This is a genomic window from Vibrio taketomensis (genome assembly GCF_009938165.1).
GTDB lineage: Bacteria > Pseudomonadota > Gammaproteobacteria > Enterobacterales > Vibrionaceae > Vibrio > Vibrio taketomensis.
Window position 1 is genome coordinate 1,478,475 of sequence record NZ_AP019649.1, and the last position, 25,632, is coordinate 1,504,106.

Below are 25,632 nucleotides of genomic sequence, written 5' to 3' on the forward strand. Positions count from 1 at the left end.
GCTAGTATGGATATCGGTACTATTCACAGTATTTGGACCATCGTGCTTTTTGTCAGCTTTTTAGGTGTGGTTTGGTGGGCATATGGTAAAAGCCGTAAAGCTCGCTTTGATGAAGCCGCTAACCTAATTTTCGCGGATGAAAAGCAGGCGCCGAGTAAAGATCAAGGAGTGACCAAGTAATGACGACATTTTGGAGTCTATGGATAATTATTATCACGGTCGGCACTCTGCTTGGCTGTGCTGCCCTACTTTATTGGTGCCTTAAAGATAAAATGGGTGTCGAAGAAGGCGCAGATATGGGACACGAATACGATGGTATTCGTGAGCTCAATAACCCACTACCTAAGTGGTGGAGTTACTTGTTCGTCGGGACATTTATTTTCGCTGCTATTTATTTAGCGTTGTACCCTGGACTTGGCAATTTCAAGGGATTTCTTGGTTGGCAAAGCTCAAACCAAACGGTACGTTCGTTAGATGAGTCGCGAGTTGCGATCAGCGATGCGCAAGAAAACAAACAGCTAGACCAGTACGCAAAAGAACTCGACGATGCTGACGCCTATTTTGGTGAAGCATTCCGTCGTATGGCTTATGTAGACGGAACCGACCAATTAAAACCGATTCCGGATATCGCTCAAGATCCTGAAGCACTTAAGGTTGGTCAACGTTTGTTCTTGCAAAACTGTTCGCAATGTCATGGTTCTGATGCCCGTGGTCAAACAGGTTTTCCTAACCTAACGGATAACGCTTGGTTGTATGGTGGTGAACCAGCAGCGATTGTTAATACCGTGATGAATGGCCGTGTCGGTATGATGGCGGCATGGAAAGATGCACTCGGTGATGACGGTGTCCGTGAAGTGGTGAGTTATACCCTCAGCTTATCTGGTCGCTCAGTTAACGCGAAAGAAGCTGAAGCGGGTAAAGCACGTTTTGTTGTCTGCGCTGCGTGTCATGGTACAGACGGCAAAGGTAACCCAACATTAGGTGCACCTGATTTAACTGACCAATACTGGATTTACGGTGGTTCGCGAGCTGCAGTTACTCAGACCGTTAATTACGGTCGTAACGGTGTCATGCCAGCTTGGAAAGATATTTTAGGTGAAGACAAAGTTCAGCTTGTTTCTGCCTATGTCTGGAGCCTCAGTAATTCAGATAATTAACACCAACCCAGTGGAGTTCTGCGTATCATAGCAAAGAACTTCTTAGATCAGTGACAGCCCCTTTCTTTAGGGGCTGTCATTTCGTTAAAGTCATTTAAGTTTCACTATTATTTGAGAACTTTTTTATGGTAAAGCCTTGGTATAAGCAGTTTTGGCCGTGGTTTTTGATTGCCCTTCCTCTAACTGTTGTGGTTGCAGCATTTGTAACCTTGTCGATTGCTATTAAAAATTCACCGTCTTTAGTCACTGAGGATTACTATAAAAAAGGTAAAGGTATCAACATCGATATCTCAAAACTGACTGTGGCTAAAGATCTAGGCCTTAAAGCCAACATCCAAACAGTAGATAATCAAATCATTATTCAGTTCGATAAGGGACAACTTGATAACTTCCCTGCAATTTCGGCAATGTTTGCCCACCGTACACTGAGCGATCGCGATTTTAGTCGCCTGATTACCTCTGATACATCAGGGAAATATCGCATAGTGCTTGAAAATCCTCTTCAAGGGCCATGGTTTATCGAGTTGAGTCCCCACGATAAATCTTGGTTGATTCAAGGTAGAGTTACCTTCCCATCTAAGTCAGTCACAACGTTAATGGAATAACCTATGAGTAAATCGTGTTATCACTGCGGTGAAGATGTACCAGTCAACACGGACTACAAAGTAGAAATCTTAGGGCAGATTCGCGACATGTGTTGCCCGGGCTGTGAAACCGTCGCGCAAACAATTGTCGATAGCGGATTAGTTTCTTATTACCAATATCGTACCGCAACAGCAGAAAAATCCGACTTGGTGCCAGAACAGTTACAGGCACTGCTGCATTACGATAACCAAGAAGTACAAAGAGAGTTTGTACGTAGTAACGAAAATCTTTCTGAAGTGACATTGTCACTCGACGGAATCTCATGTGCAGCTTGTGCGTGGTTAATTGAAAAACAACTACTGCACTGTGACGGAGTGGTTACGATCCGTGTCAATACCACGACAAATCGAGCTCTGCTTGCATGGGATAACACCAAAACGAGACTCAGCGAATTACTCACAACAGTTCACCGCTTAGGGTATAAAGCCGCACCATTTGAAGCTGACACGCAAGAAGAGGCTTACCATCGAGCAATGAAGCAATATCTCTATCGATTAGGTATAGCTGGTCTTGCGACTATGCAAGTTATGATGCTGGCTGTCGCGCTTTACCTTGAAGTATTTGGTGACCTTGATACCGAGTTTCGTAACTACTTCCGATGGGTCAGCTTGATTTTTGCTACACCAGTCATGTTGTACTCTGCTCTGCCTTTCTATATTAATGCGTGGCGAAGTCTGCGAGGAAGAACGTTGGGGATGGACGTCCCTGTTTCAGTCGCTATGATTTTTGCTTATGTCGCCAGCGTTATCGCAACGATAACAGAACAAGGTGAAGTGTTTTTTGAATCAATCTCGATGTTCGCATTTTTCTTACTCGTCGGACGATTCTTAGAAATGCGTGCTCGCCGCAAAGCCGCCGCCGCGAGCGGTAACCTACTTAAATTAATTCCGGCGATGGCGACAACGCTTGAAGGTGATCAGGTACCGGTTAAATCATTAGTCATCGGCGATAAAGTTCGAGTGTTACCCGGAGAGCATGTTCCCGCTGACGGAAAAATCGCCCAAGGTAGAGTGCATATTGATGAGTCTATGCTCACAGGTGAATCTGTACCGGTAGTTAAAACAGTTGGCGAGCCGGTGTTTGCTGGAACTCTTAACGGTGAAGAAGCATTTGTGCTTGAGGTACAAGCTAGTAAAGCAGAATCAATGATTTCTCACATCGTTAGATTACAGGATGAAGCACAATTATCTAAGCCTAAGATTGCGGAAATCGCGGATATCGTCGCTCGCTATTTTGTTGCAGCTATCCTTATTATCGCAGCCGGCACATGGTTTTATTGGCAACAGCATCAACCAGATGATGCGTTTTGGATTATGTTGGCAGTGTTAGTCGCGACTTGTCCTTGCGCACTATCCCTTGCCACCCCGACAGCATTAACCTGTGCAACATCTCGTATGGGAAATTTTGGCATTCTATTGCGCAAAAGTCATGTGTTTGAAACCTTGTGTAAAGTTAACCACTTGATCGTAGATAAGACAGGGACGCTTACTCGTGGCGAAATTGAAATTAGCCACGTGAATGTGCTGGGTGATATGGCGGAAAACGAAGCGTTGGCACTGGCCGCAGCACTTGAGGCTCACGCAAATCATCCTCTAGCCAAAGCTTTCCGGCCCTACTTTGATACTGATGTAAAACTGCACTCGATTGAAAATGTCATCGGTTCAGGTGTTCGTGCTATCTACCAAGGAAAAGAGATAAGGATTGGTAACGCAGATTTTGTCTTAGATAACAATAATGCCACCGAGGCCAATTCGATTTATTTGTCGTTAGACAACATACACATCGCGACGTTTGTTTATCACGATCCCGTGCGCAAAGAATCACAAACTTTAATAGAACAATTTAAAGCGGCTGGTATTCGCGTGACATTGCTTACTGGTGATTCGATTAAAAATGCTCAGTTGGTTGCCAAACAAATTGGTATTGACGATATCGTTGCCGATGCAAAACCAAAAGATAAGCTGGATTATTTAAACAACTGTGCGGCCGACGATATTACTATGATGATTGGCGATGGTATTAATGATGCGCCAACGCTTGCCGGCGCCCATTTATCAATAGCGATGGGTGGCGGTACCGATGTAGCTAAAGCCTCGGCGGATATGGTTCTACTCGGCGATAACTTAGATCGTATTCTGAAAGCCCGTGAGTTAGCACTAAAAACTAGACGTATCATTGCTGAAAACCTAGCTTGGTCTTTGGGATACAATCTGTTAATACTACCTTTGGCAGTCGCTGGTCTTGTCGCGCCCTATTTTGCCGTCGTTGGAATGTCAGCCAGTTCAATTATCGTGGTCTCGAATTCACTGCGGCTGTTAAAGACTCAAGGAAAGTAAGTCATGGAAAGCCTCTATATATTGATACCGATTGCGATAGTATTAGTCGCGATTGCGGTTGCGATCTTTTTGTGGGCAGTAAAAAGCGAACAATTTGAAGATTTAGAACGTCAAGGTCACAACATTCTCTTTGATGAAGATGAACAGGATCGAAATAGAAAATGAACGGTGATGTCGTTGCTGCCTTCGTTGTTGGCTTAATCGGCGCAGGCCACTGTGTGGGTATGTGTGGCGGGATAGCGTCTCTTTTGTCCATAGGCCAAGACAAATCATCCCCACTTGTCCCTCTTTATTATAATTTTGGACGCATTTTCAGCTACGCGCTGCTTGGTGGTGTAATTGGTGGCGCGGTTTCAACTGTTGCAGACGTCGCAAATTTGAATCAAAGTTTTGCTTGGCTGAGGCTGGTTGCAGCGTTGTTTATGGTGTTATTAGCCTGTTACATAGGACGTTGGTGGAATGGTCTCTTAGTGATTGAAAAAATGGGACAATCCCTTTGGAAACTCATCTCTCCTGCAGGAAAAAAGCTGTTGCCTCTTAAACATCCTAGTCATGCCATACCATTTGGATTTATATGGGGTTGGCTGCCATGTGGCCTTGTCTACTCTACTCTCACATGGGCTGTTGTCTCGGGAAGTAGCGTGAATGGAGCTTTAATAATGGCGAGTTTCGGATTAGGCACCGTTCCAGCGATGATTGCTGTCGGATATGGCTCTCGATATTTTCACAACTTGCAACAATCTGTCATTTTCAGAAACTCAGCGGCAGTATTGATCTTAGGTTATGGCCTATTTACAGCCTATGGTGCAGTCAATTTGTTACTGATTCAAAGATAGATAACTGTTTCTACGCACCTTTTTCACTACCTTTATATTTCAAGGGTGGTAAAATATTGATGTATATCAAATAGTGAAAGGTTGTTATGATTTCTGAAAAGCCTGCAAAACGCATTCAGTCGGGTGGTTGTGCGATACATTGTCAAGATTGCAGCATCAGTCAGCTTTGTATTCCATTTACTCTAAATGAATCTGAACTTGATCAACTTGACCAAATCATTGAACGCAAAAAGCCAATTCAAAAAGGCCAAGAGCTATTTAAAGCTGGTGATGAATTGAAATCTCTGTATGCAATTCGTTCCGGCACGATCAAAAGCTACACCATTACTGAACAAGGTGATGAGCAGATAACTGCATTCCACCTTGCTGGAGACTTGGTGGGTTTTGATGCAATTACTGATGACAGTCATCCTAGTTTCGCTCAAGCGCTTGAGACATCAATGGTTTGTGAAATTCCATACGAAATCTTGGATGACCTATCAGGTAAAATGCCTAAACTACGTCAGCAAATCATGCGTTTGATGAGTAGTGAAATCAAAGGCGACCAAGAGATGATCTTGTTGTTATCTAAAAAGAATGCCGAAGAACGTCTCGCTGCATTTTTATACAACCTTTCAACTCGTTTTTCACAACGTGGATTTAGCCCGCGAGAATTCCGTCTAACCATGACACGTGGTGACATCGGCAACTATTTGGGTCTGACCGTTGAAACAATCAGTCGCCTGCTAGGACGTTTTCAAAAGTCTGAAATTCTTAGTGTAAAGGTAAATACATCACGATCATCGATCACGATGCGTTGATGCAATTAGCTGGCGTCTCTACAGAATCCTAACAACTTCAATGATGTAGCTTCACAATGAGCTACATCATAATTTCTTTCTTTCAGTATTTTACTAAAATATTCTTTCGAACTGCGCTAAAGTGATCATGTCGGCTTAAAGACTTACTAATAAGTCGCCACTTCATGGAGGAGTTACGATGAGTATCTATAATAACATCCTAGTAGTAGCTAATATCAATAGCGATGAACAACCTGCTCTAGCGCGCGCGATGCAGCTAGCGGCAAAGAGTCGCTCTCGAAGCCAAATTACTTTCTTTCTATCCATCTACGACTTTTCTTATGACATGACATCTATGCTCTCAGTTGACGAGCGAAATGCTATGCGCCGAGGCGTCATTCATCAAAGAGAACAGTGGATGAATACGGTATCAGAACCGTATATCAATGATTCAGTCGATTTTAATGTCGTTGTCGTTTGGCATAATCGCCCTTACGAAGCAATTATCGCCGAGGTGTTTTCTGGCGGACACGATATTGTAATCAAAGGCACGCGTAAGCATGACATTTTAGAATCGGTGATTTTCACTCCTACCGATTGGCACTTACTGCGAAAATGCCCTGCTCCTGTACTGTTGGTTAAAAATGCAGATTGGCCTGAAAACGCCAGTATTCTTGCCTCAGTCCATGTGGGTTCAGAAAATGAGACGCACCAAAGTCTCAACGATTCAATGGTTGACCAGCTAAACAGTTTGTCAGAGCGATTAGACGCTAAGCCATATTTGGTGAACGCTTACCCTGTTACGCCTGCAAACATCACCATCGAATTACCAGAGTTTGATCCAACGACATACACAGATGCAGTTCGTGGTCATCACTTAACAGCGATGAAAGCACTGCGTCAAAAACATGGTTACGATGAAGAACAAACCATCGTTGAACAAGGTTTACCTGAAGATATTATTCCCGAAGCAGCCAATAAACTGAATGCAGCAATGGTGATTATCGGTACTACCGGCAGAACTGGTTTATCAGCCGTATTTATCGGTAACACCGCAGAGCATGTGATTGATAAAATCAACTGTGATATTCTGGCGCTCAAACCGGATGGATACATCAGTCCATTGGATCCTCAAACGGCTATCTAAACAATATATTTAATCGTACCAATCCCCTTCATTGAAGGGGATTTTTTTGTTCCTACCGCAAAACCACTGGCATCTCTAGAATTTATCCGTATTATACGCCCTTCATACTTTCTTAAGCCTCTTTTCACGCTTACCTGAGTATGAATGTGTTTAAGATTACAGATAAGACTGCGAACTAATGACCGAGCAAACTCAAGAGCTAACTAAAGCTCAACAATATAATTTCAACAAACTACAAAAGCGTATTCGTCGCAACACTGGTCAAGCAATCCAAGACTTCAACATGATTGAAGATGGTGACCGTATTATGGTGTGTTTGTCTGGCGGTAAAGACAGCTTTACTATGTTGGATATTTTGATGAGCCTGCAAAAGAGCGCGCCTATCTCATTTTCACTAGTTGCAGTTAACCTTGACCAAAAACAACCAGGTTTCCCAGGTCACATTCTGCCTGAGTATCTCGAGTCAATTGGTGTTGAGTACAAGATTGTAGAAGAAGACACATACTCTATCGTTCAAGATAAGATCCCTGAAGGTAAAACAACGTGTTCATTATGTTCGCGTCTGCGTCGTGGTATTTTGTACCGTACCGCGAAAGAACTTGGTGCGACTAAGATTGCGCTAGGTCACCATCGTGATGACATTCTTGAAACCTTGTTCTTGAACATGTTCCATGGCGGCAAGATGAAAGGTATGCCACCTAAGCTGGTTTCTGACAATGGCGAGCACGTGGTTATTCGCCCGTTAGCGTACTGCCGTGAGAAAGACATCATCAAATATGCGGATATGCGTGAATATCCAATTATCCCATGTAACCTTTGCGGTTCTCAGCCAAATCTACAACGTCAAGCAATCAAACAGATGCTAAACGATTGGGATAAACGCTTCCCTGGCCGAATTGAAAGCATGTTCCGCGCGATGCAAAATGTAGTGCCAAGTCACCTTGCTGACTTTGAACTGTTTGATTTCAAATCGATCAACCGTGATTCAGGTGTGATCAACGGTGGTGACATCGGTTTTGATAAAGAAGAGATCCCTGCACAAAACTTTGTTGATGAAGATATCGTGCAAGAGTTTGACCCAAGCTTAAAGCTTGATGTAACAAACCTATAATGTAATTTGATTGTCTAATGATTTAAGCAAACGAAATGATAAAAGGTCGCAGTAGCGACCTTTTTGATATCTGTTATTTAGCATTTGGCAAATAAGGTAAGATCCTCGCCGTTGGCTCAGGAAGAGTAACGTAACCACTTTCGCCGATTTCACTCAATGCAATTTGCACTTTACCATCAACGATAGGTTTCACTGTTCCATTTGAAAAGTGAATTTGAGAGTTGAGCGCATTGGCAAACTCTAACGTTACGCCTTCAACATCAGGAGTAAACCAGCTTGCAAATATACCGCCAAGTTCTTCAAGAATAGATTGCATCTGGGGCAACAGATTTTCAATTTGTTGATAGCTTACTTGACCCGACATTGGTTGCTTGGTCATGACAACCATAGAAAAATCACAGCGTTGATCTTGTGGCGTATCCACAAACACTAATGGATTGGCTGAGCGCAAATTATTATCCAGAGGCACGAGAACTTCTTGATATGGTGAGATTTCAAGCTCTTCATAGTGCTCTTCTTTTTCCATCCATGCCTTTTCTATCTCACAGAGTTTATTTGTATCAGCATTGGTAAAGAAAAAACCGACTTTGACATCGTCATGCCCTTCACTCGCGTTCTGCTTCATATGTGTAAACAGCTTTGAGTAGGTGAACATGTATTCTTGCGCTTGGCTTGATAAAGAAACAGCGCTTAAAAGCGCTGCTGATAATAGAGAGAGCGTTACTTTCTTCATTGAATGCTTTGATCGTTATAATTCGTCCAGAATTTATCATTATGCTCGATCATTGTTTGCAAGTCCTTGACATATGCCTCACCACGCTCAGAATATTTTAACAATCCATTGGTTAGCGCGATAGCTGCATTGGTATCAATCAGGTTTTTACCCGCGTTAGCACGGTCAAAACGGATTTCACGCAAGTCAAAGTACGCTTTGTTACGGTTAACATTCATAAAATAGCGATGGATTGACTCTTGTACAGAAGAAAACTTGGCAACTTCATGGGCAGCCCCTTCGCTACGTTGTAACGGAACCAAACCACATCCTTGGGTATAACACCACTGACCAAAAAAGTTGTTTGCTTGAGTGGCGAATCGCGACGTACCCCACGCTGACTCGTTTGCAGCTTGTGTCATTACCAAAGCTTCAGGTAACACGTTGACTCGATGTAACATCTTATCTAGCCACGCTTCTGTAATACCTTCAGTCGTTAACTCTACATTGTAAAGTTGGCCCAAGCGTTTGGCGTATGCAATATCCTCTGATGAAACATTACCCGCGGCATAATTAGCGTCGATTCGTTCCAGCCTTGCACGTTCTTTCTGTACGCGTTGATTTTCAAGGTGGATTCCCGGGCGCAAGTAATCAAAGAAAGCTTGTTTCTTAGTCGTCACATCGGACATGTTTGCAAAATCTGGGGCTGCACCTATTGCTTGCCCGATAAAGGTCACTTGGTTAGTCGATGTTTGCTCTTCAATTTTAGGTTCAAATTCATAGCGGTACCAACCAAATACAGCAACCGCAGCTGTTACAGCCGCGGTAGTAAAACGAGTGATCTTATGCATTAAACACCTGAGAGTTATTGTTGTCATCATCGTTATCATGCGAGCTCGCTGATGCAACAATTTTTAACTTAATACCGAACATGTTGCGGTAAACAATACCTTTTACGTGGAAGAAGAATGGCAGGACAAAAATCAAACCTAATCCGTAGAACATCATACCAGCAAAGAACATCAATAAAACGAACAGATAGATCCCTGATAATACGAACAGCTTTTTGTTTACAGCTCTAAGTGACAGTAACAACGACTGCATTGGCGGCACTTGTTTCTCACAGATAAGCAGAAGTGAGTTACTAAACGCGACCATCATGTACATAGATAGATAAGGAACAATAAACCCTGGCAACAGTGTTTGAATCAAGTACTGCAGTATCACTACGGCTAAAGTTGCGATGATAATTGGTACTGTAAATTGTAAGCCTTTCAACATATGGCGAGATTTAGTGCCTAAGCCAGCAGCGTGACTCATTGCCATTAAACAGATACCTGCATATAAAGGCGCACTAATGACTTCGTAACTCAGATTAGCGACATAAATTGCCTGTACGATAGACTGTAGAGCATTCACATCTGGGTTGTCTGTTGCTTCAAATAGAGTAAGAACGACAGATGGGTCGCCCAATTGCAGTTTTAGTGCAATGAAAAAAACTGCGATTTGAATGAATATGAGAGTGATGATCGCAGGCGTAAAAGAAAGGAAGTTCTTAACGGTTTGAGTCCAGGCCTCTTTTAGTACCTCTCCAACTTTCAAGTCATAGTTACCAGAAAGGGCTCGGTCGACCGTGCCCCCTAAGTTAACTTCTTTTTCTATATCATTGCTCATTATAAATTCCGGCTAAATTGACCTTTTCTTACAGCTATCAATACGCGTTTGTAGGCTGAGTTGCAATCCTAAGGCTGTAGTAATAATTTCGATAATTCCCATTATACAAAAACCCGCTCTACACACACTTGGATTCTACATTTGCCTCTTGCTTTCTGGTTTGTTTGACTGATAATTAACCAACACAGAAGCCTTTAGCGAAATATAGGGCGTTTTTTTTTCTTTGTATAGAAACTTGTAAGTGTCAGTAAAAACAGTATGGTAAATAATGTTTAGATTTACATACAAAATTTTTATATGTTAAAGAAAGAAAATGCTTTGAATTCACACTATTGGTGATTATGATGCGCGCCTCTATTTGTAAAACTACGGGTCATTGACGATTAATGACCAATGTGGGAGAAAAACAGACGTTGAACAAACACACAGCAGAGCAACCAGTTATCCGTCTAACTGGGATTAGTAAGAGTTTCGATGACAAGGAAATCATCGGTAATCTTAACCTTGATGTTAACCACGGTGAATTTTTAACAATTCTAGGTCCATCAGGTTGTGGTAAAACCACCGTTCTTAGGATGATTGCAGGTTTTGAAACCGCAGATAATGGTAGCATTATCCTTGACGGTCAAAACGTAACTGAGGTCCCTGCTGAGCAAAGGCATGTCAACACTGTATTCCAGAGTTACGCCCTATTCCCGCACATGACCGTATTTGACAACGTGGCGTTTGGTTTGCGCATGCAGAAAGTTGCAGAAGCGGAAATTGAACCTCGCGTGATGGAAGCGTTACGCATGGTTCGCCTTGAAAAAATGGCACAGCGTAAACCTCATCAACTATCTGGTGGCCAGCAGCAACGTATCGCGATCGCTCGCGCTGTTGTGAACAAGCCTAAAGTACTGCTTCTTGACGAATCACTGTCTGCACTTGATTACAAACTACGTAAGCAAATGCAAATTGAGTTGAAACAACTTCAACGTCAACTAGGCATCACCTTTATCTTCGTTACTCACGACCAAGAAGAAGCCCTATCTATGTCTGACCGCATCATCGTTATGCGCGAAGGTGTGATCGAGCAAGATGGCTCTCCTCGTGAAATCTATGAAGAACCGAAAAACCTATTTGTTGCTCGCTTTATCGGTGAAATCAACGTATTCAACACAACTATGCTAGAGCGTTTGGATGAAAAACGTATTCGCGCATCCATTGAAGGTGTTGAATCTGTGGTTTACTACGAAGACGAAGCTCAACCTGGCGACAAACTACAAGTACTACTTCGCCCAGAAGACTTACGTATCGAAGAAATCAAAGAGTCTGACCAACGTGGCATCGTTGGATACGTAGTTGAACGTACTTACAAAGGCATGACGCTTGATTCAGTGATTGAATTGGAATCAGGTATGCGTGTAATGGTAAGTGAGTTCTTTAACGAAGATGATCCAGATGTGGACCACTCTTTAGGCCAAAAGGTGGCTATTACTTGGGTTGAAAGCTGGGAGGTTGTACTAAATGATGAGCAAGAAGCTTAGTCTTCAGAATGCAATCATCGCTATGATCGTAGGCTGGCTGACACTATTTGTGTTAGTGCCTAACCTAATGATCATCGGTACTAGCTTTCTGACTCGTGACGAAGCAAACCTTATCGAAATGACATTTACGTTCGATAACTACCTTCGTTTGATGGATCCTTTGTATGCAAAAGTTGTCGCGCACTCGTTCTACATGGCGATTGTGGCAACGGTTCTATGTTTAATCATCGGTTACCCGTTTGCTTACATCGTGGCGAAAATGCCTGAAAAATGGCGTCCGTTCATGCTGTTTTTAGTGATTGTTCCATTTTGGACTAACTCACTAATTCGTACTTACGGCCTAAAAATCGTACTTGGTACGCAAGGTATTTTGAATAAAGGCTTACTCGCTCTAGATATTATCGACAAGCCACTGCGTCTTATGTACACCGAGACAGCGGTTATGATTGGTTTGGTATACATTCTACTGCCTTTCATGATCCTTCCGCTTTATAGCGCGATTGAAAAGCTAGACGGTACCTACATTGAAGCGGCAAAAGACCTTGGTGCAAACAAGTTCCAAACGTTCACTAAAGTTATTCTGCCACTAACGATGCCTGGCATTATCGGTGGCTGTCTGCTGGTTCTACTTCCTGCACTAGGTATGTTCTATATCTCTGACCTTCTAGGCGGTGCGAAGAACCTATTGATTGGTAACGTAATTAAGAGCCAAGTATTGAACGCTCGTGACTGGCCATTTGGTGCGGCAACCAGTATTGCCCTCACCTTTGCGATGGCAGTGATGCTGTATGCTTACTACAGAGCAGGTAAACTATTGAACAAGAAAGTGGAGCTAGACTAATGGGACGTTCATTTAGATTTAGCTTTATGGCGCTCGTGTATGCGTTTCTATACCTTCCTATCATTGTACTGATCGTTAACTCATTTAACGAAAACCGCTTTGGTATGAAATGGGGTGGCTTTACCACCAAATGGTATGAAACACTGATTCACAATGACAGCCTAATGCAAGCAGCGTGGCACTCGCTAAACGTAGCGGTGTTCTCTGCGACAGCTGCTACACTTATTGGTAGCTTAACAGCGGTTGCCCTATTCCGTTACTCGTTTAAGGGTAAAGGTCTAGTAAACGGTATGCTTTTCGTTGTAATGATGTCTCCAGATATCGTAATGGCGATCTCACTACTGGCACTATTCCTAGTAATGGGTGCACAGCTTGGCTTCTTCACTCTTTTGGTAGCACACATTACATTCTGTCTACCATTTGTAGTGGTATCGGTATACAGCCGTTTAAACGGTTTCGATGTGAAAATGTTGGAAGCGGCAAAAGACCTTGGTGCAAGCGAATGGGTGATTCTAAAACAGATCATTCTTCCACTGGCGAAGCCAGCAGTTGCAGCAGGTTGGTTGCTAAGCTTTACGCTGTCTCTTGACGACGTAATCATCAGTTCATTTGTAACTGGTCCAACATACGAAATTTTACCTTTGAAGATTTATTCAATGGTTAAAGTGGGTATTTCTCCTGAGGTGAATGCCCTAGCGACAGTCATGTTGATTATTTCTTTAGCTCTGGTAGTAACTTCTCAGTTGCTTGCAAGAGAGAAAGTGAAGTAGAATCGCGGACTTTTCACGAAACAGAATGGCAACGCCATTCTGTTTTTCTATAAATCGCTCAGATAGTTGTATTCTGAGCAACGTTTGGTTTGGAGACTAACGTCAATGAAAAAATGGGCTACTCTATTAGCTGGTAGTGCATGTGCGCTTTCTCTGTTCTCTGGTTCAGTGGCAGCGGACGAAAACAAAGAATTGGTATTTATGAACTGGGGTCCTTACATTAACAGTAATATCCTAGAACAATTTACCGAAGAGACCGGCATCAAAGTTATCTACTCTACTTACGAGTCGAACGAAACTCTGTATGCAAAGCTAAAAACCCATAACCAAGGTTACGATCTAGTTGTACCTTCTACTTACTTCGTAGCGAAAATGCGTGATGAAGGCATGCTACAGAAGATTGATAAGTCAAAACTTACTAACTTTAAGAATCTAGATCCGAACTACCTAGACAAACCATTTGATCCAAACAACGACTACTCTATTCCACACGTAGTTGCGATCACTGGTCTTGCGGTAAACACTGACATGTACGATCCAAATGACTTCCAAAGCTGGGCAGACCTATGGAAACCTGAGCTTGAAGGTCAAGTAATGCTAATGGACGATACTCGTGAAGTATTCCACATTGCACTACGCAAACTGGGTTACTCTGGTAACTCTACGGATCCTAAGCAAATCGACGAAGCTTACGCTGAACTGCAAAAGCTAATGCCAAACGTTCTAGTATTTAACTCTGACAACCCAGGTGCTCCATACATGTCTGGTGAAGTTGGCGTTGGTATGCTTTGGAACGGTAGTGCTGCAGCTGCGCAAAAAGAAGGTCTACCACTTAAACTTGTATTCCCTAAAGAAGGCGGTATCGGTTGGGTAGATAACTTTGCTATCTCTTCAGGTGCGAAGAACGTAGAAGCGGCTCACAAGATGATCGACTTCCTACTACGTCCTGAAATCGCAGAGCAAATTTCTAGCGACACTGGTTACCTAACTGCAGTTAAAGCGTCAAACGACAAGTTCAAAGATGTGGCTCCACTATTCCCATCTCAAGAAGATCTTGATCGCGTTGAATGGCAAGACTCTGTTGGTGATTTGACTGTGAAATACGAAGATTACTTCCTAAAGCTTAAAGCTGGTCAATAATTGATACAGTAGTACTCAAAAAGGCAGCATTCGCTGCCTTTTTTTATTGCGGGCTGATATAATCGCTCGCTGCTAGTTTATTCATAATCTAGCAATATACATTTTATACTTTTATATGCTGACTCAGAGAATATTATCAGGACTGATAATGTGCTGAACAGTGAGATAAAACGGAAACATAATGAAAAGTAAAATCTATGCAAGCGCGCTTTGCGCAGCCTCTCTATTCGCATCAAATGCGATGGCGGCTGATCAAGAGCTGTATTTCTACAACTGGTCGGAATACATTCCAACAGAGGTTCTTGAAGACTTTACAAAAGAAACCGGCATTAAAGTAATCTACTCAACGTACGAATCTAACGAGAGCATGTACGCTAAGTTGAAAACTCAAGGTGCAGGTTACGATTTGGTAGTACCGTCTACTTACTTTGTATCTAAGATGCGCAAAGAAGGCATGCTCCAAAAAATTGATAAGTCAAAACTGTCACACTTTGCAGATCTAGATCCTAACTATTTAAACAAGTCATTTGACCCTAATAACAACTACTCTATCCCTTACATCTGGGGTGCGACGGGTATTGGTATTAACTCAGAAATGCTGCCAAAAGATTCTGTTAAGAATTGGAGTGACTTCTGGGATCCTAAATGGGCTGGTCAGCTAATGCTAATGGATGATTCTCGCGAAGTATTCCATATTGCGCTTACTAAGCTTGGTTACTCACCAAATACCACTAACCCGGACGAAATCAAAGCTGCTTACGAAGAACTGAAAAAACTGATGCCAAATATTTTGGTATTTAACTCAGACTTCCCTGCAAACCCATACCTTGCTGGCGAAGTATCGCTTGGTATGCTGTGGAACGGTTCTGCATACATGGCTCGCCAAGAAGGCGCTCAGATCGACATTATCTGGCCTGAAAAAGGCGCTATCTTCTGGATGGATAGCCTAGCAATTCCTGCTGGTGCAAAAAACGTAGAAGCGGCTCACGAAATGATCGACTTCCTACTTCGTCCTGAAAACGCAGCTAAAATCGCCCTAGAGATTGGTTACCCTACTCCAGTGAAAACTGCGTTGGAGCTACTACCAAAAGAGTTTGCGAACGATCCAAACATCTTCCCTCCACAATCAGTAATGGATAGTGGCGAATGGCAAGACGAAGTTGGTGAAGCAAGCGTGCTTTACGATGAGTACTTCAAAAGCTAAAAGTTAACGACTAATCCGTTAACCAATGAAAAAGCGGCATATAGCCGCTTTTTTCGTTTTGTGCTCAACCAAAATTATTTTTAGAAGCTCTTTACCTCTGATGTAGCCAATAGCTCATCGACCAGCTTAGGTACTTCAATACTCGCTTTTCCGTAACGTTTCTCTTCAAATTCACTTTCAACAGCACTTGGTTCTAAATTAATTTCAATGGTGTGCGCACCATGCATGCGAGCATCATGAACAAAGCCTGCCGCTGGATAAACGACACCAGATGTACCGATTGAGATAAATAAGTCAGCTTTTTCGATGGCAGAATAGATATCGCCCATGCGCAAAGGCATCTCACCAAACCAAACGATATGAGGACGCATCTGGGAAGGGATTTGACAGCAGTGACACATCTCACCAGTAACGATGTCGTCGTTATGATCAATGACTTGGTTAGATTCGCTGCAACGTGCTTTAAGTAATTCACCATGCATGTGAATAATGTTCTCACTGCCCCCACGCTCATGAAGATTATCGATGTTTTGGGTGATAATGGTGACAGAGCCTTCTAACTCACGCTCTAAGCGGCCAAGCGCTTTATGAGCGGCATTGGGTTGGATATCGCTATCTTGCAGCTTACTGCGGCGTTGATTGTAAAACTCTTGCACTAAATTGGGGTTGCGAGCAAATCCCTCTGGGGTAGCAACATCTTCAATTCGATGATTTTCCCATAAGCCATCCTGAGCTCGAAAGGTTTGAATTCCAGACTCCGCTGAAATACCTGCGCCAGTGAGTACGACAATGTTTCGATAAGGGAAATCCATACGCCCGTCCTTGTTTTGGTTGCTTATTTAAAGTGTAACACCTTAGCAATAACAACAATAGATTTAGGGGCTTAGACCATAGTCGAAATGATAGAACTGAAATACTAAAAAGGCCTCTTAAAGAGGCCTTTGGTATTTTATAGGTTAGGACCTGTTGAAGGTCGGTGCGGTTGATTCGCTTTAAGTTGTTGCATGCCTTGGAACATACGCATAAACCAAACCAAAATTGCCAAAATAGCAAATACACCACCAATCACAGGGATCGCGTAAGCGACGTTGTCTAGTAGCGTATTGTGGAACCAGTAGCGTTCAATACCCGCTAATACACCGTTTGACGTTGCGACTGTCACAATCAATACAACAAAGAAAGTTAGGTACAAAAAGAATGTACGAATCAAACCGTAGTAGTGAGAGTTAACCACTTCGTCATCTTCGCCTTTATCTAAACGATAACCAGCGTAGATTATGGCAACAACACCTGAGATCAGGAAAGTAAAAGGGGTTAAAAAACTTAGGATGTACGTAACCCAAATACCATTATGAGGTTTGTTCATCAGCTTTTGCTCCTTTTGCTACTGTCTCTGTTGCTTCACCCTCGCCCATCGCTTGTTGTGATTTCACTTCTGCATACCATTGGTCATGGTGTTCTTTCGCCCACGTTTCGTCAACTTCACCAGTCACCATACCCTCGAGCGCACCTTCCATGCCGAATAGACCGATATAGATGTGGAAGATAAAGCCACAGATAAGGATCAGTGCAGAGAACATATGAACTAAGTTCGAGATCTCCATATCACGACGAGTTTGGTCAAAGATTGGGAAGTCTAAAACTAGTCCACTAACTGCTGCAATTGCACCAAAGAAAATCAACAACCAGTAAATGGCTTTCTCACCACCATTTGAGAAACCTGCCGATGGGTGTGTACCTTTGTGCTTACCAACCATGCCACCCATTTTCATAAACCAACGTAGGTCAGTCATGTTAGGGATCGATTTGCGCCACCATTTTAGGAACACAAGGATCAGTAGAACAAAGAACAATGGTCCCATGTAGTTGTGGTATTGCTTAGCCAGCATGATCACAAAACCCCAGAATTCCGATGGAACGTAAGGTTTCAAGAAGTGCTTGCCGTAAACTAGCATCAAGCCACTAAACGCCAATGTTAAGAAAGTAAACGCCATACTCCAGTGTAGAGCTCGGTCCATACGTGACCAACGTTTCATTTTCTTACCTGTGCGTGGCTTGCTAAGCATCAATGGACCAACAAATACGTAAGCCATAAATACCATTGCGATACTACCAAAAATCGCAATCGCACCTGCTGGAGACATCCATTTCTCTTTCAGTACAAACCAAGTCTCACCAGGAGTACTGATCAATACGCCATGTTCAGGAGATTTAGAGGTTGTAAATCCAGCTTCGCCTGCACGAACTTCTTTCCAGAATTCCATACCAGCAAGCTGTGCCATTTCTTTCTGCGCCACTGCTTCATTCTGCTCTGCCTTAACTGGCATAGTCAGAATCACAGCAAGTGCTGCCAAAATTGGCAGCACCGCAACAGAGAGACGTTTAAACAGATGTTTCATATCTCTCTCCCAACTTAACTTTTCGTTGCGTCGTAAGAAAGATCTTCACCGTTTGTCCAACCTGCATTCTCAGCACCACGTTGAACCACACGTTGACGGAAAATGTCAGAAACTTTTTCTGCATCGCCCGCTAGTAGTGCTTTCGTTGCACATAGAGAAGCACACATCGGTAGTTTGCCTTCTGCAATACGGTTCGCACCGTATTTTTCACGCTCTTCTACTGAACCTGGAACGGTATTTGGACCACCTGCACAGAACGTACATTTGTCCATTTTTCCGCGCTCACCAAACGAAGCTTGTTTAGGGAACTGAGGTGCGCCAAACGGACACGCAAATAGACAGTAACCACAACCAATACATAGGTCTTTATTGTGTAGAACGATACCGTCTTCAGTGTGTTCAAAACAGTCCGCAGGACAAACTGCCATACAAGGTGCGTCAGTACAGTGCATACATGCCACTGAGATTGAGTTTTCACCAGGTTGACCATCGTTCAAAGTCACAACGCGGCGGCGTTGAATACCCCACTCCAAAGCGTCGTCGTTTGCGTTTTTACATGCAGTCACACAGCCGTTACATTCGATACAGCGTTTGGTGTCACATAAGAATTTCATTCGTGCCATTTTTAGACTCCTTACGCTTTACGAATGTTACATAGGGTTACTTTAGTTTCCTGCATCAAGGTAACAGGGTCGTAACCGTAAGTGGTTGCAGTGTTTGCTGCTTCACCGATAACGTATGGGTCTGTACCCTCTGGGTACTTGCTACGAAGATCTTCACCTTCAAACTTACCGCCGAAGTGGAACGGTAGGAACGCAAGACCTGGCATCACGCGGTAAGTTACCATCGCTTTGACCTTAATACGGCCTTTCTCAGCCCCTTCAACCCAAACATCGTCACCATCTTGGAAACCAAGATCGTTGGCATCTTTAGGGTGTACCTCAACAAACATCTCTTGTTGAAGTTCTGCTAGCCATGGGTTTGAACGTGTTTCTTCACCACCACCTTCGTACTCAACCAGACGACCAGAAGTCAGAATAATTGGGTATTCTTTCGACTTGTCGTGTTCTTGGATTGATTTGTAAAGCGTAGGTACACGGAAGATCGCTTCTTTGTCATCCCAAGTTGGGTAATCAGCAACAAGATCGCGACGTGGCGTGTACAGTGGCTCACGGTGCAGTGGTACGCGGTCTGGGAATGTCCAAACGATCGCACGTGCTTTACCGTTACCAAATGGAATGCAACCGTGCTTGATCGCTACGCGTTGGATACCACCAGATAGGTCTGTTTTCCAGTTTTTACCTTCAGCAGCAACTTTCTCTTCTGCTGTTAGGTCATCCCACCAACCTAGTTGTTTCAACATGTTAGCAGTGAATTCTGGGTAACCGTCTTGTAGCTCACAGCCTTTTGAGTAGCTGTCTTCTGCAAGTAGGCTTTGACCTTCAAATTCCACACCGAAACGTGTACGGAAGTTACCGCCACCTTCAGCAACTGTTTTCGACGTATCGTAAAGGATGTGAGTACCAGGGTGTTTCATCTCTGGTGTACCCCAACATGGCCAAGGTAGACCGTAAGTTTCACCGTTTGCTGGGCCACCTTCCGCTTCGAGCGTTGTCTTGTGGAATGTATGCCAGTTTTGTTGGTGCTCTTTCAAACGCTCTGGGCTTTGACCTGTGTAACCAATCGTCCACATACCCTTGTTGAATTCACGAGTGATGTCTTCAATCACTGGTTGGTTGTTTTCAACTTTGATGTTTTTGAACAGTTGATCGGCAATACCTAGTTTTTGTGACAATAGGTACATGATCTCGTGGTCAGGTTTTGAATCAAATAGCGGTTGAATAACTTGATCGCGCCATTGGATTGAACGGTTTGACGCGGTCACACTACCGTGAGTCTCAAATTGAGTCGTCGCTGGTAGTAGGTAAACGCCATCTGTACGATCGTTCATTACCGCTGCAACTGTTGGGTATGGGTCAACAATCACCATCATATCCAGCTTTTGCATCGCTTTTTTCATTTCAGGACCGCGAGTTTGTGAGTTCACTGCGTGACCCCAGTAGAACATCGCACGGATGTTTTCGCGTTGACGGATCTTGTCTTTGTTTTCTAGAACGCCATCTACCCAACGAGATACCGGAATACCTGCGCTGTTCATTGGTTTTTGACCGCCGTATTCGTTGTTATCGAAACGACCGTGTACCCATTCGTAGTCTACATCCCAAACTTTTGACCAGTGACGCCATGCACCTTCAGATAGACCGTAGTAACCTGGTAGCGTGTCAGAAAGTACGCCAAGGTCTGTTGCGCCCTGTACGTTATCGTGACCACGGAAAATGTTCGCACCGCCACCTGATTTACCCATGTTACCTAGCGCAAGTTCAAGCACACAATAAGCACGAGTGTTGTTGTTACCAGTAGTATGTTGAGTACCACCCATACACCAAACAACACAACCAGGACGGTTTTCAGAAAGGACTTTTGCAGTCTGATAAACTTCAGCTTCGCTCACGCCAGTTACGCGCTCTACTTCTGCTGGTGTCCATTTTGCAACTTCAGCACGGATTTCATCCATACCAAATACACGCTGTTGGATAAACTCTTTATCTTCCCAGTTGTTTGCAAATACGTGCCATAGAACACCCCAAATGAATGCTACGTCAGTACCTGGACGAAGAGATACATAGTAATCCGCTTTCGCTGCTGTACGAGTACGGCGAGGGTCAGCGACGACGATCTTACAGTTGCTCTTCTCTTTCGCGATTAGGATATGCTGCATTGCTACAGGGTGAGCTTCTGCTGGGTTTGAACCGATGAATAGCATCGATTTACAGTTGTGCATATCGTTGAACGAGTTTGTCATCGCACCGTAGCCCCAAGTGTTTGCTACACCGGCTACCGTTGTTGAGTGACAGATACGTGCTTGGTGGTCAACGTTGTTGGTACCCCAAAGCGACGCCATCTTACGGTAAAGATACGCTTGCTCGTTGTTGTGCTTCGCACTACCCAAGAAGTAAACAGAGTCAGGGCCTGATTGCTCACGGATCTCTAATGCTTTGTTACTGATTTCAGTCAGTGCTTGATCCCAAGAAAGCTTTTTCCACTTACCGTTTTCAAGTTTCATTGGGTATTTTAGACGACGTTCACCGTGACCATGTTCACGCAGTGCCGCGCCTTTCGCACAGTGACCACCAGCGTTAAATGGGTGATCATATGCTGGTTCTTGACCAGTCCAAACACCGTTTTGTACTTCCGCGTACACACCACAGCCCACAGAACAGTGTGAACAAATGGTACGTTTTTGCTCGATCTTCGCTTGAGGATCAACTTGCTTAGCTTGTGCTTTTTTGATCATGCCTGGTGCAAATAGACTTGCACCCACGACCGCACCACCAGCAGCAAGTGAGCTGTTTTTCATAAATGTACGACGAGAAACACCAAGCTGGTTTTGCTCTTTGCTCACTGAATCAGAGCGTTTAACTAATTTCATCTGTATAGCCTAATTACAGTGTGTCGTAGTAATCGCGTACATGCTGAGTTTCGCGATAGCCTGTCTTTTTCACGTCAGTTTTAACTTCGTCAGCAGTTTCTGCAGCGGTTGCCACTTTAGTCGTGCCAGCGACAACTGCACCAGCAACGGCAGCAGTTGCAAAGCCTTTCAGGAGATCCCTGCGGCGATTATCTATTTGATTATTATCTTTCATTGTTGCTTCCTTACCCTCTTAAGGTAGTGTTTTGGGGGCTCAAGGCCCCTCTTATCGATGTTATTACTCGTACTCAGTTACGTTTTTCACATCAATTTTTAAATGAGTTTTGCTCTTAAGTTTTGACTAAATTGCACTTGCTCAACAGTACAAAACGCACCCGTTAACTGAGCAACTGCCAAATAAAATTTCGCGTGTTTCGCTTGTTCAATCTGCTTCACGAGAGACTCAAACCAAGGCGCAATATGTTTATTAAAGAACACTTGCTGGATACTTGCCTCTTCGCTCGTTAGCATAGCCATCACTTCGCACAGCGCAGCAAAATGGTCTTCAGGCTCTTTCACATTAGTTTTGCGTTCAAAACCAAGTGTTTCGAGATCGAGACGAATATCCGCAAGCGGCTTTTCCATCAAAGACCCGGTTAAGTGCCAAGAAGCAAATGGAACCACTTCGCCACGACCAATTCCGATAAACAGATCTTGATACTCGTCGTCCAGCGCTTCACGGCTGCTTTGCTCTGCTGCCAAACGTAATGATTGCCATGCTTTTTGCATCGCACTTTCTGTCTGTTCAATTTCTAAATCAGCAAGAAAGCCCACCAATTCTTGTGTTGGCGCTTGCGATACAGTGAAGCCAGTAGTAGATAGATTTCTTGTCGCAATGTTGCTTGTTCGTTTTGATCCACGGCGAGCTCCTAGTATTTAATTTGTTTCGTTGGGTCGTCAGCCATCGATTCGAACATGTCGATCACTCGGCAGTCTTCACACATTGCAATACGGTTAAGTGCCGCTTCGTTAGCAAAGTGAGAGTGACCACGTAACTTAGACTGCAACATATCAATCATAGACTGTGGAGCGAAAGGTTTGTGGCAACGAACACATTCCGCCGCTTTTTCTTGATGGATAATGCGTGCATTTTGGCGCGCGTCTTTATCCCAATTCATGCGAGGAGTTAGCGTTAGCACTTTTTCAGGACACGCTTTCTCACACAGGCCACATTGCACACAATCTTGCTCAACAAACTTAAGTGAAGGAGATTCACCATCCGTATGCAATGCTCGAGTTGGACATACCGCCACACAACTCATACATAGCGTACAGTCGCTCGACTTACACTCTACGTTGCCGTAAGGCGCATTAGTCGCTAACTCAACAGCGTTTTCTACCGGAATACGTGAAATCGCTAATGCATCCAAAGCGGTGAATAGACGTTGACGTTTATTACCTTCAAGATCGCCAAGTGCAAGATCAAACGAATCAGTACAAAGTGTTGGAGGACCTTCACGTAAAGATTCTAGATATAGAATGTCGATGCATTCTTTTTGAATACCCAGTTGTGATAGCAGCTCTTGTGCAATAGACACTTCGTTATTAAGAATGCGCACAATCGTAGGTGGCATAAAACGACTTGCAGCGAAGAGTACTTGTGTAGCGCCATTAACGAGTGCAGCAAACCAAGTATCAATACCCACAGATGGCAATTCTTCGACTACAACGGGAATAACGTTATCTGGTAGTGCCTTAAGCGCCATTACGTTGTAACTTTCATGACGAGAACTACAAATAAGTACAATAGGATCTAAGCCGCCCGCTTTCTCATAGTTAGCCAGCGTACGCTCAATAAACTTTTGCGTGTCTTGAGGATTTGGTAGAGCGTAATGAATCGCTTCTGTTGGACATGCCGTTGCACACGTACCCACACCTTGACATAGGTATGGATTAATTTCGATGCGATGGCCGGTATCATCACTGCCTTGGCTAGATAGTGCACCAGCAGGACACGCATCCACGCAACGCTCACAGCCTTTTACGCCACGTGAACTATGTGCACACAGATCGGTATTTAAACGGAAGAATTTTGGTTTATCAAACGTACCCATTAAGGTTGGGATCTCTTCTAGCGCATCCGCTAGTTTTGGATAACCACGACCGACTGGGTAATAACCAGGAACAGGCACTTCCTCTGTCATGCAGCTATTTAGACATAGGTCTAGAACGACATCAAAACAGTCGTGACCAATCGCTACTTCTGCCAAGTTGCTGCGTAGCATATTGTTGACAGTCTGAACTTCAAAAGCGCCCAGAAAACCAGAAACTTCCACTGAATTGGCAAAGTAGAGTTTGGCGTGTGTGCCCTTTTCACCATCCGTTGACAGCAAAGTTAGGCTCTTCATTTGCTCTAACTGCTGCGCCGCACTTTCAATAATAGCGGTCGGACCAACAATTAGAGTATTACCGCCACTTTCGTAGCTTACTGTTGGTGGGATGAGGTTTGTTAACTCAACCGTATTTTCAAACGCGTAAAGTCTTGCTTTACCGTTGTTTGATGTTGCTTCTTGTAGTAGTTGTTTAAGCATTGCTCTATGTCCAGGTTGCAACCGGATAATTCGACGAGCAAATTATTGCAAATGCCGTACCAACTTTTTATCAATAAAATTCAGCTAGTTACGCTTGAAACGATAAAACAATAGAGACAAAAAAACCGATTGAGACAATTTGTCGCAATCGGCTGGTAGCAAATGTAGTCAAAATGTACCTACTTAGCGTGTGGTATATTTTGTCTCACTACTTTGTTTATCGGAAACGAGCGAATCATCTTCATCATGATTTGCGATAGACAGTTCATCATTCGAGAGATCAGAGTCATTGGTTCCATCACTTAAACTCGCTTGTTCTGCTTGCTCTTCAACGCCATCAACTTGTGATGTTTGTTCTACCGCTGTTTCATTACTCTCTGCCGCTATTTCTGTTTCTTCAACAGGTTCTTCTTGTTTCTCTTTAACCCAATCACGCAGTGTTTCAGCCACACTTTGAGACAGTGTTTTCAGATTACTGTAATCATCATCGTAATCATCCAACCCATCGCGAACGTTATACTCATCTGAGAGAAAGAGTTTACGCAGTGCTGCTTTCTTAACGCTTCGTTCTGCTTCTGAGGCCAATAGCGTCGCAATCGAGGTTGGTTCACTCTTGACTTGGTCGTTACTTGCTTCTACTGCATCTTCAAGGCCTTGGCTTTCCAAAGCCTCTGTCTGCGACTCTTGGCCTGTCTCTTCCGCTGTGTCCAGTGAATCCACTTCATCGTGAGCAGTGTGGGCAACCTGTTGCGTTTCTTGTTCAGGTTTTAGCAATTCCGTTGCGGTTTCTTCCAGTTTTCGCTTAGACCAGCGACTAATAAAACTAGTTACCATTTGCTCGACCTGCTCCTGGGCGTTTCTTACGTCTAACTTCCAATAACTCACCATGGCGGCCAATGTAGGCCTCCATCCACGCTTGAATAGGCAATGGCATATCTGCAGATAGCACTAAATAATCACCATCCATAAAGCGTGATGCCACACCCTGTGACGCCGTCACTTGAACCAGTTTAGGATTGTCTTCACCCTCAAAGGTATCGAGAATGACAAACAACTTTGGTTGGTTTGAGCTTAGATTGAAACGATAATCGGTGCGTTCATCTTTATGCAACTGCAGAATAGCTAACATATTACTTTGCTGCTCTGGCTTAATATTGAAACCGGTCAACTGTTGCTGAATCGTTGTCCACTTGCCTTGGCTGACCTCTTGAGCGGTTAACTCACATTCTACTGGCCAGTGGTCTTCAGTTTTGTTGAGCGTTAATGTAGACATAATGCACCCTACTTTAGATTTG

At 43.6% G+C, this 25,632-nt stretch carries 24 protein-coding genes and 3 pseudogenes; 14 read left to right on the forward strand and 13 right to left on the reverse strand.

The window, feature by feature from the left end; all coding sequences use genetic code 11:
- Window positions 1-6 precede the first annotated feature (6 nt).
- The 9 genes and pseudogenes from Vt282_RS06830 to ttcA all read left to right on the forward strand — a co-directional run bounded on the left by Vt282_RS06830 (window position 7) and on the right by ttcA (window position 8,011).
- A complete protein-coding gene (locus Vt282_RS06830) occupies window positions 7-180 on the forward strand; it encodes a cbb3-type cytochrome oxidase subunit 3 (protein WP_162062940.1) in 174 nt (57 codons plus the stop codon).
- On the forward strand, window positions 180-1,157 hold the full coding sequence (ccoP, locus tag Vt282_RS06835) for a cytochrome-c oxidase, cbb3-type subunit III (RefSeq protein WP_162062941.1): 978 nt from the start codon (window positions 180-182) through the stop codon (window positions 1,155-1,157). Before Vt282_RS06830 ends, ccoP begins: the two co-directional genes overlap by 1 nt.
- Window positions 1,158-1,282: 125 nt before the next feature.
- Window positions 1,283-1,762 (forward strand): FixH family protein, encoded by a 480-nt coding sequence (locus tag Vt282_RS06840; protein ID WP_162062942.1) that lies wholly within the window; start codon window positions 1,283-1,285, stop codon window positions 1,760-1,762.
- A 3-nt stretch (window positions 1,763-1,765) separates the two neighbouring features.
- A complete protein-coding gene (locus tag Vt282_RS06845) occupies window positions 1,766-4,138 on the forward strand; it encodes a heavy metal translocating P-type ATPase (protein WP_162062943.1) in 2,373 nt (790 codons plus the stop codon).
- A 3-nt stretch (window positions 4,139-4,141) separates the two neighbouring features.
- Complete coding sequence (gene ccoS / locus Vt282_RS06850) at window positions 4,142-4,303, forward strand: cbb3-type cytochrome oxidase assembly protein CcoS (RefSeq protein WP_162046374.1); 162 nt, start codon at window positions 4,142-4,144, stop codon at window positions 4,301-4,303.
- Window positions 4,300-4,974 (forward strand): sulfite exporter TauE/SafE family protein, encoded by a 675-nt coding sequence (locus Vt282_RS06855; RefSeq protein ID WP_162062944.1) that lies wholly within the window; start codon window positions 4,300-4,302, stop codon window positions 4,972-4,974. The genes ccoS and Vt282_RS06855 overlap by 4 nt, the downstream gene beginning before the upstream one ends.
- An 86-nt stretch (window positions 4,975-5,060) precedes the next feature.
- Window positions 5,061-5,806, forward strand: a pseudogene (locus tag Vt282_RS06860) (FNR family transcription factor).
- A gap of 146 nt (window positions 5,807-5,952) precedes the next feature.
- Complete coding sequence (gene uspE, locus Vt282_RS06865) at window positions 5,953-6,900, forward strand: universal stress protein UspE (RefSeq protein WP_162062945.1); 948 nt, start codon at window positions 5,953-5,955, stop codon at window positions 6,898-6,900.
- Between the two features lie 178 nt (window positions 6,901-7,078).
- Window positions 7,079-8,011 (forward strand): tRNA 2-thiocytidine(32) synthetase TtcA, encoded by a 933-nt coding sequence (gene ttcA / locus Vt282_RS06870; RefSeq protein ID WP_162046370.1) that lies wholly within the window; start codon window positions 7,079-7,081, stop codon window positions 8,009-8,011.
- Between the two features lie 73 nt (window positions 8,012-8,084).
- Here the strand turns inward: ttcA and Vt282_RS06875 are convergent, their stop codons facing one another.
- The 3 genes from Vt282_RS06875 to Vt282_RS06885 are packed head-to-tail and all read right to left on the reverse strand — an operon-like array spanning window position 8,085 to window position 10,397.
- The gene (locus Vt282_RS06875) at window positions 8,085-8,744 is read right to left on the reverse strand and encodes a DUF2987 domain-containing protein (RefSeq protein WP_162062946.1); all 660 of its coding nucleotides are present in this window, start codon (window positions 8,742-8,744) and stop codon (window positions 8,085-8,087) included.
- Complete coding sequence (locus Vt282_RS06880; protein WP_162062947.1) at window positions 8,741-9,574, reverse strand: glucosaminidase domain-containing protein; 834 nt, start codon at window positions 9,572-9,574, stop codon at window positions 8,741-8,743. The genes Vt282_RS06875 and Vt282_RS06880 overlap by 4 nt, the downstream gene beginning before the upstream one ends.
- A complete protein-coding gene (locus Vt282_RS06885) occupies window positions 9,567-10,397 on the reverse strand; it encodes a DUF2189 domain-containing protein (RefSeq protein WP_162062948.1) in 831 nt (276 codons plus the stop codon). The genes Vt282_RS06880 and Vt282_RS06885 overlap by 8 nt, the downstream gene beginning before the upstream one ends.
- 395 nt (window positions 10,398-10,792) lie before the next feature.
- Between Vt282_RS06885 and potA the strand changes: the two genes are divergently transcribed.
- The 5 genes and pseudogenes from potA (at window position 10,793) to Vt282_RS06910 (ending at window position 15,892) form a co-directional block, all read left to right on the forward strand.
- The gene (gene potA, locus Vt282_RS06890; RefSeq protein ID WP_162063699.1) at window positions 10,793-11,923 is read left to right on the forward strand and encodes a spermidine/putrescine ABC transporter ATP-binding protein PotA; all 1,131 of its coding nucleotides are present in this window, start codon (window positions 10,793-10,795) and stop codon (window positions 11,921-11,923) included.
- Window positions 11,907-12,764 carry a spermidine/putrescine ABC transporter permease PotB gene (gene potB / locus Vt282_RS06895; RefSeq protein WP_174855835.1) on the forward strand — a complete coding sequence of 286 codons (858 nt, stop codon included), beginning with the start codon at window positions 11,907-11,909 and terminating at the stop codon, window positions 12,762-12,764. The genes potA and potB overlap by 17 nt, the downstream gene beginning before the upstream one ends.
- Window positions 12,764-13,534, forward strand: a complete 771-nt coding sequence (potC, locus tag Vt282_RS06900) for a spermidine/putrescine ABC transporter permease PotC (protein WP_162062950.1) — start codon at window positions 12,764-12,766, stop codon at window positions 13,532-13,534. Before potB ends, potC begins: the two co-directional genes overlap by 1 nt.
- A 105-nt stretch (window positions 13,535-13,639) precedes the next feature.
- Window positions 13,640-14,674, forward strand: a complete 1,035-nt coding sequence (locus Vt282_RS06905) for an extracellular solute-binding protein (RefSeq protein ID WP_162046366.1) — start codon at window positions 13,640-13,642, stop codon at window positions 14,672-14,674.
- 181 nt (window positions 14,675-14,855) lie between these two features.
- Window positions 14,856-15,892 (forward strand): annotated as a pseudogene (locus Vt282_RS06910) (extracellular solute-binding protein).
- A 66-nt stretch (window positions 15,893-15,958) separates the two neighbouring features.
- Here Vt282_RS06910 and cobB read toward each other — a convergent pair.
- From cobB to Vt282_RS06960, 10 genes and pseudogenes are all read right to left on the reverse strand, one after another.
- Window positions 15,959-16,690 carry a Sir2 family NAD+-dependent deacetylase gene (gene cobB / locus Vt282_RS06915; protein WP_162062952.1) on the reverse strand — a complete coding sequence of 244 codons (732 nt, stop codon included), beginning with the start codon at window positions 16,688-16,690 and terminating at the stop codon, window positions 15,959-15,961.
- Window positions 16,691-16,827: 137 nt separating this feature from the next.
- A complete protein-coding gene (locus tag Vt282_RS06920; RefSeq protein ID WP_162062953.1) occupies window positions 16,828-17,244 on the reverse strand; it encodes a hypothetical protein in 417 nt (138 codons plus the stop codon).
- Entirely contained in the window at window positions 17,228-18,277 is a 1,050-nt protein-coding gene (locus Vt282_RS06925) for a formate dehydrogenase subunit gamma (protein WP_162062954.1), read from the reverse strand. Before Vt282_RS06925 ends, Vt282_RS06920 begins: the two co-directional genes overlap by 17 nt.
- A gap of 14 nt (window positions 18,278-18,291) precedes the next feature.
- Window positions 18,292-18,900, reverse strand: coding sequence for a formate dehydrogenase FDH3 subunit beta (gene fdh3B / locus Vt282_RS06930; RefSeq protein ID WP_162046364.1), 609 nt, complete (start codon window positions 18,898-18,900; stop codon window positions 18,292-18,294).
- Window positions 18,901-18,911: 11 nt separating this feature from the next.
- Window positions 18,912-21,767, reverse strand: coding sequence for a formate dehydrogenase subunit alpha (locus Vt282_RS06935; protein ID WP_162046363.1), 2,856 nt, complete (start codon window positions 21,765-21,767; stop codon window positions 18,912-18,914).
- A 13-nt stretch (window positions 21,768-21,780) separates the two neighbouring features.
- The gene (locus Vt282_RS06940) at window positions 21,781-21,981 is read right to left on the reverse strand and encodes a transcriptional initiation protein Tat (protein WP_162046362.1); all 201 of its coding nucleotides are present in this window, start codon (window positions 21,979-21,981) and stop codon (window positions 21,781-21,783) included.
- A 63-nt stretch (window positions 21,982-22,044) separates the two neighbouring features.
- Window positions 22,045-22,666, reverse strand: a pseudogene (locus Vt282_RS06945) (TorD/DmsD family molecular chaperone).
- 9 nt (window positions 22,667-22,675) lie between these two features.
- Window positions 22,676-24,337 carry a 4Fe-4S binding protein gene (locus Vt282_RS06950; RefSeq protein ID WP_162062955.1) on the reverse strand — a complete coding sequence of 554 codons (1,662 nt, stop codon included), beginning with the start codon at window positions 24,335-24,337 and terminating at the stop codon, window positions 22,676-22,678.
- Window positions 24,338-24,520: 183 nt separating this feature from the next.
- Window positions 24,521-25,171: a DUF3306 domain-containing protein gene (locus Vt282_RS06955; protein ID WP_162062956.1), complete on the reverse strand. Its 651-nt coding sequence runs from the start codon at window positions 25,169-25,171 to the stop codon at window positions 24,521-24,523.
- On the reverse strand, window positions 25,161-25,610 hold the full coding sequence (locus Vt282_RS06960) for a DUF3305 domain-containing protein (protein ID WP_162046359.1): 450 nt from the start codon (window positions 25,608-25,610) through the stop codon (window positions 25,161-25,163). The genes Vt282_RS06955 and Vt282_RS06960 overlap by 11 nt, the downstream gene beginning before the upstream one ends.
- Window positions 25,611-25,632: the final 22 nt, after the last annotated feature.

What these genes read in the sequence shown, in the direction of transcription:
- Vt282_RS06875 (WP_162062946.1), bottom strand. Translation starts at nt 8,744, where the DNA reads ATGAAGAAAGTAACGCTCTCTCTATTATCAGCAGCGCTTTTAAGCGCT.
- Vt282_RS06950 (WP_162062955.1), bottom strand. Translation starts at nt 24,337, where the DNA reads ATGCTTAAACAACTACTACAAGAAGCAACATCAAACAACGGTAAAGCA.
- Vt282_RS06885 (WP_162062948.1), bottom strand. Translation starts at nt 10,397, where the DNA reads ATGAGCAATGATATAGAAAAAGAAGTTAACTTAGGGGGCACGGTCGAC.
- ccoS (WP_162046374.1), top strand. Translation starts at nt 4,142, where the DNA reads ATGGAAAGCCTCTATATATTGATACCGATTGCGATAGTATTAGTCGCG.
- Vt282_RS06925 (WP_162062954.1), bottom strand. Translation starts at nt 18,277, where the DNA reads ATGAAACATCTGTTTAAACGTCTCTCTGTTGCGGTGCTGCCAATTTTG.
- Vt282_RS06920 (WP_162062953.1), bottom strand. Translation starts at nt 17,244, where the DNA reads ATGAACAAACCTCATAATGGTATTTGGGTTACGTACATCCTAAGTTTT.
- Vt282_RS06880 (WP_162062947.1), bottom strand. Translation starts at nt 9,574, where the DNA reads ATGCATAAGATCACTCGTTTTACTACCGCGGCTGTAACAGCTGCGGTT.
- uspE (WP_162062945.1), top strand. Translation starts at nt 5,953, where the DNA reads ATGAGTATCTATAATAACATCCTAGTAGTAGCTAATATCAATAGCGAT.
- Vt282_RS06855 (WP_162062944.1), top strand. Translation starts at nt 4,300, where the DNA reads ATGAACGGTGATGTCGTTGCTGCCTTCGTTGTTGGCTTAATCGGCGCA.
- Vt282_RS06830 (WP_162062940.1), top strand. Translation starts at nt 7, where the DNA reads ATGGATATCGGTACTATTCACAGTATTTGGACCATCGTGCTTTTTGTC.
- Vt282_RS06845 (WP_162062943.1), top strand. Translation starts at nt 1,766, where the DNA reads ATGAGTAAATCGTGTTATCACTGCGGTGAAGATGTACCAGTCAACACG.
- ttcA (WP_162046370.1), top strand. Translation starts at nt 7,079, where the DNA reads ATGACCGAGCAAACTCAAGAGCTAACTAAAGCTCAACAATATAATTTC.
- potB (WP_174855835.1), top strand. Translation starts at nt 11,907, where the DNA reads ATGAGCAAGAAGCTTAGTCTTCAGAATGCAATCATCGCTATGATCGTA.
- fdh3B (WP_162046364.1), bottom strand. Translation starts at nt 18,900, where the DNA reads ATGGCACGAATGAAATTCTTATGTGACACCAAACGCTGTATCGAATGT.
- ccoP (WP_162062941.1), top strand. Translation starts at nt 180, where the DNA reads ATGACGACATTTTGGAGTCTATGGATAATTATTATCACGGTCGGCACT.
- potC (WP_162062950.1), top strand. Translation starts at nt 12,764, where the DNA reads ATGGGACGTTCATTTAGATTTAGCTTTATGGCGCTCGTGTATGCGTTT.
- Vt282_RS06935 (WP_162046363.1), bottom strand. Translation starts at nt 21,767, where the DNA reads ATGAAATTAGTTAAACGCTCTGATTCAGTGAGCAAAGAGCAAAACCAG.
- Vt282_RS06940 (WP_162046362.1), bottom strand. Translation starts at nt 21,981, where the DNA reads ATGAAAGATAATAATCAAATAGATAATCGCCGCAGGGATCTCCTGAAA.
- cobB (WP_162062952.1), bottom strand. Translation starts at nt 16,690, where the DNA reads ATGGATTTCCCTTATCGAAACATTGTCGTACTCACTGGCGCAGGTATT.
- Vt282_RS06960 (WP_162046359.1), bottom strand. Translation starts at nt 25,610, where the DNA reads ATGTCTACATTAACGCTCAACAAAACTGAAGACCACTGGCCAGTAGAA.
- Vt282_RS06840 (WP_162062942.1), top strand. Translation starts at nt 1,283, where the DNA reads ATGGTAAAGCCTTGGTATAAGCAGTTTTGGCCGTGGTTTTTGATTGCC.
- Vt282_RS06955 (WP_162062956.1), bottom strand. Translation starts at nt 25,171, where the DNA reads ATGGTAACTAGTTTTATTAGTCGCTGGTCTAAGCGAAAACTGGAAGAA.
- Vt282_RS06905 (WP_162046366.1), top strand. Translation starts at nt 13,640, where the DNA reads ATGAAAAAATGGGCTACTCTATTAGCTGGTAGTGCATGTGCGCTTTCT.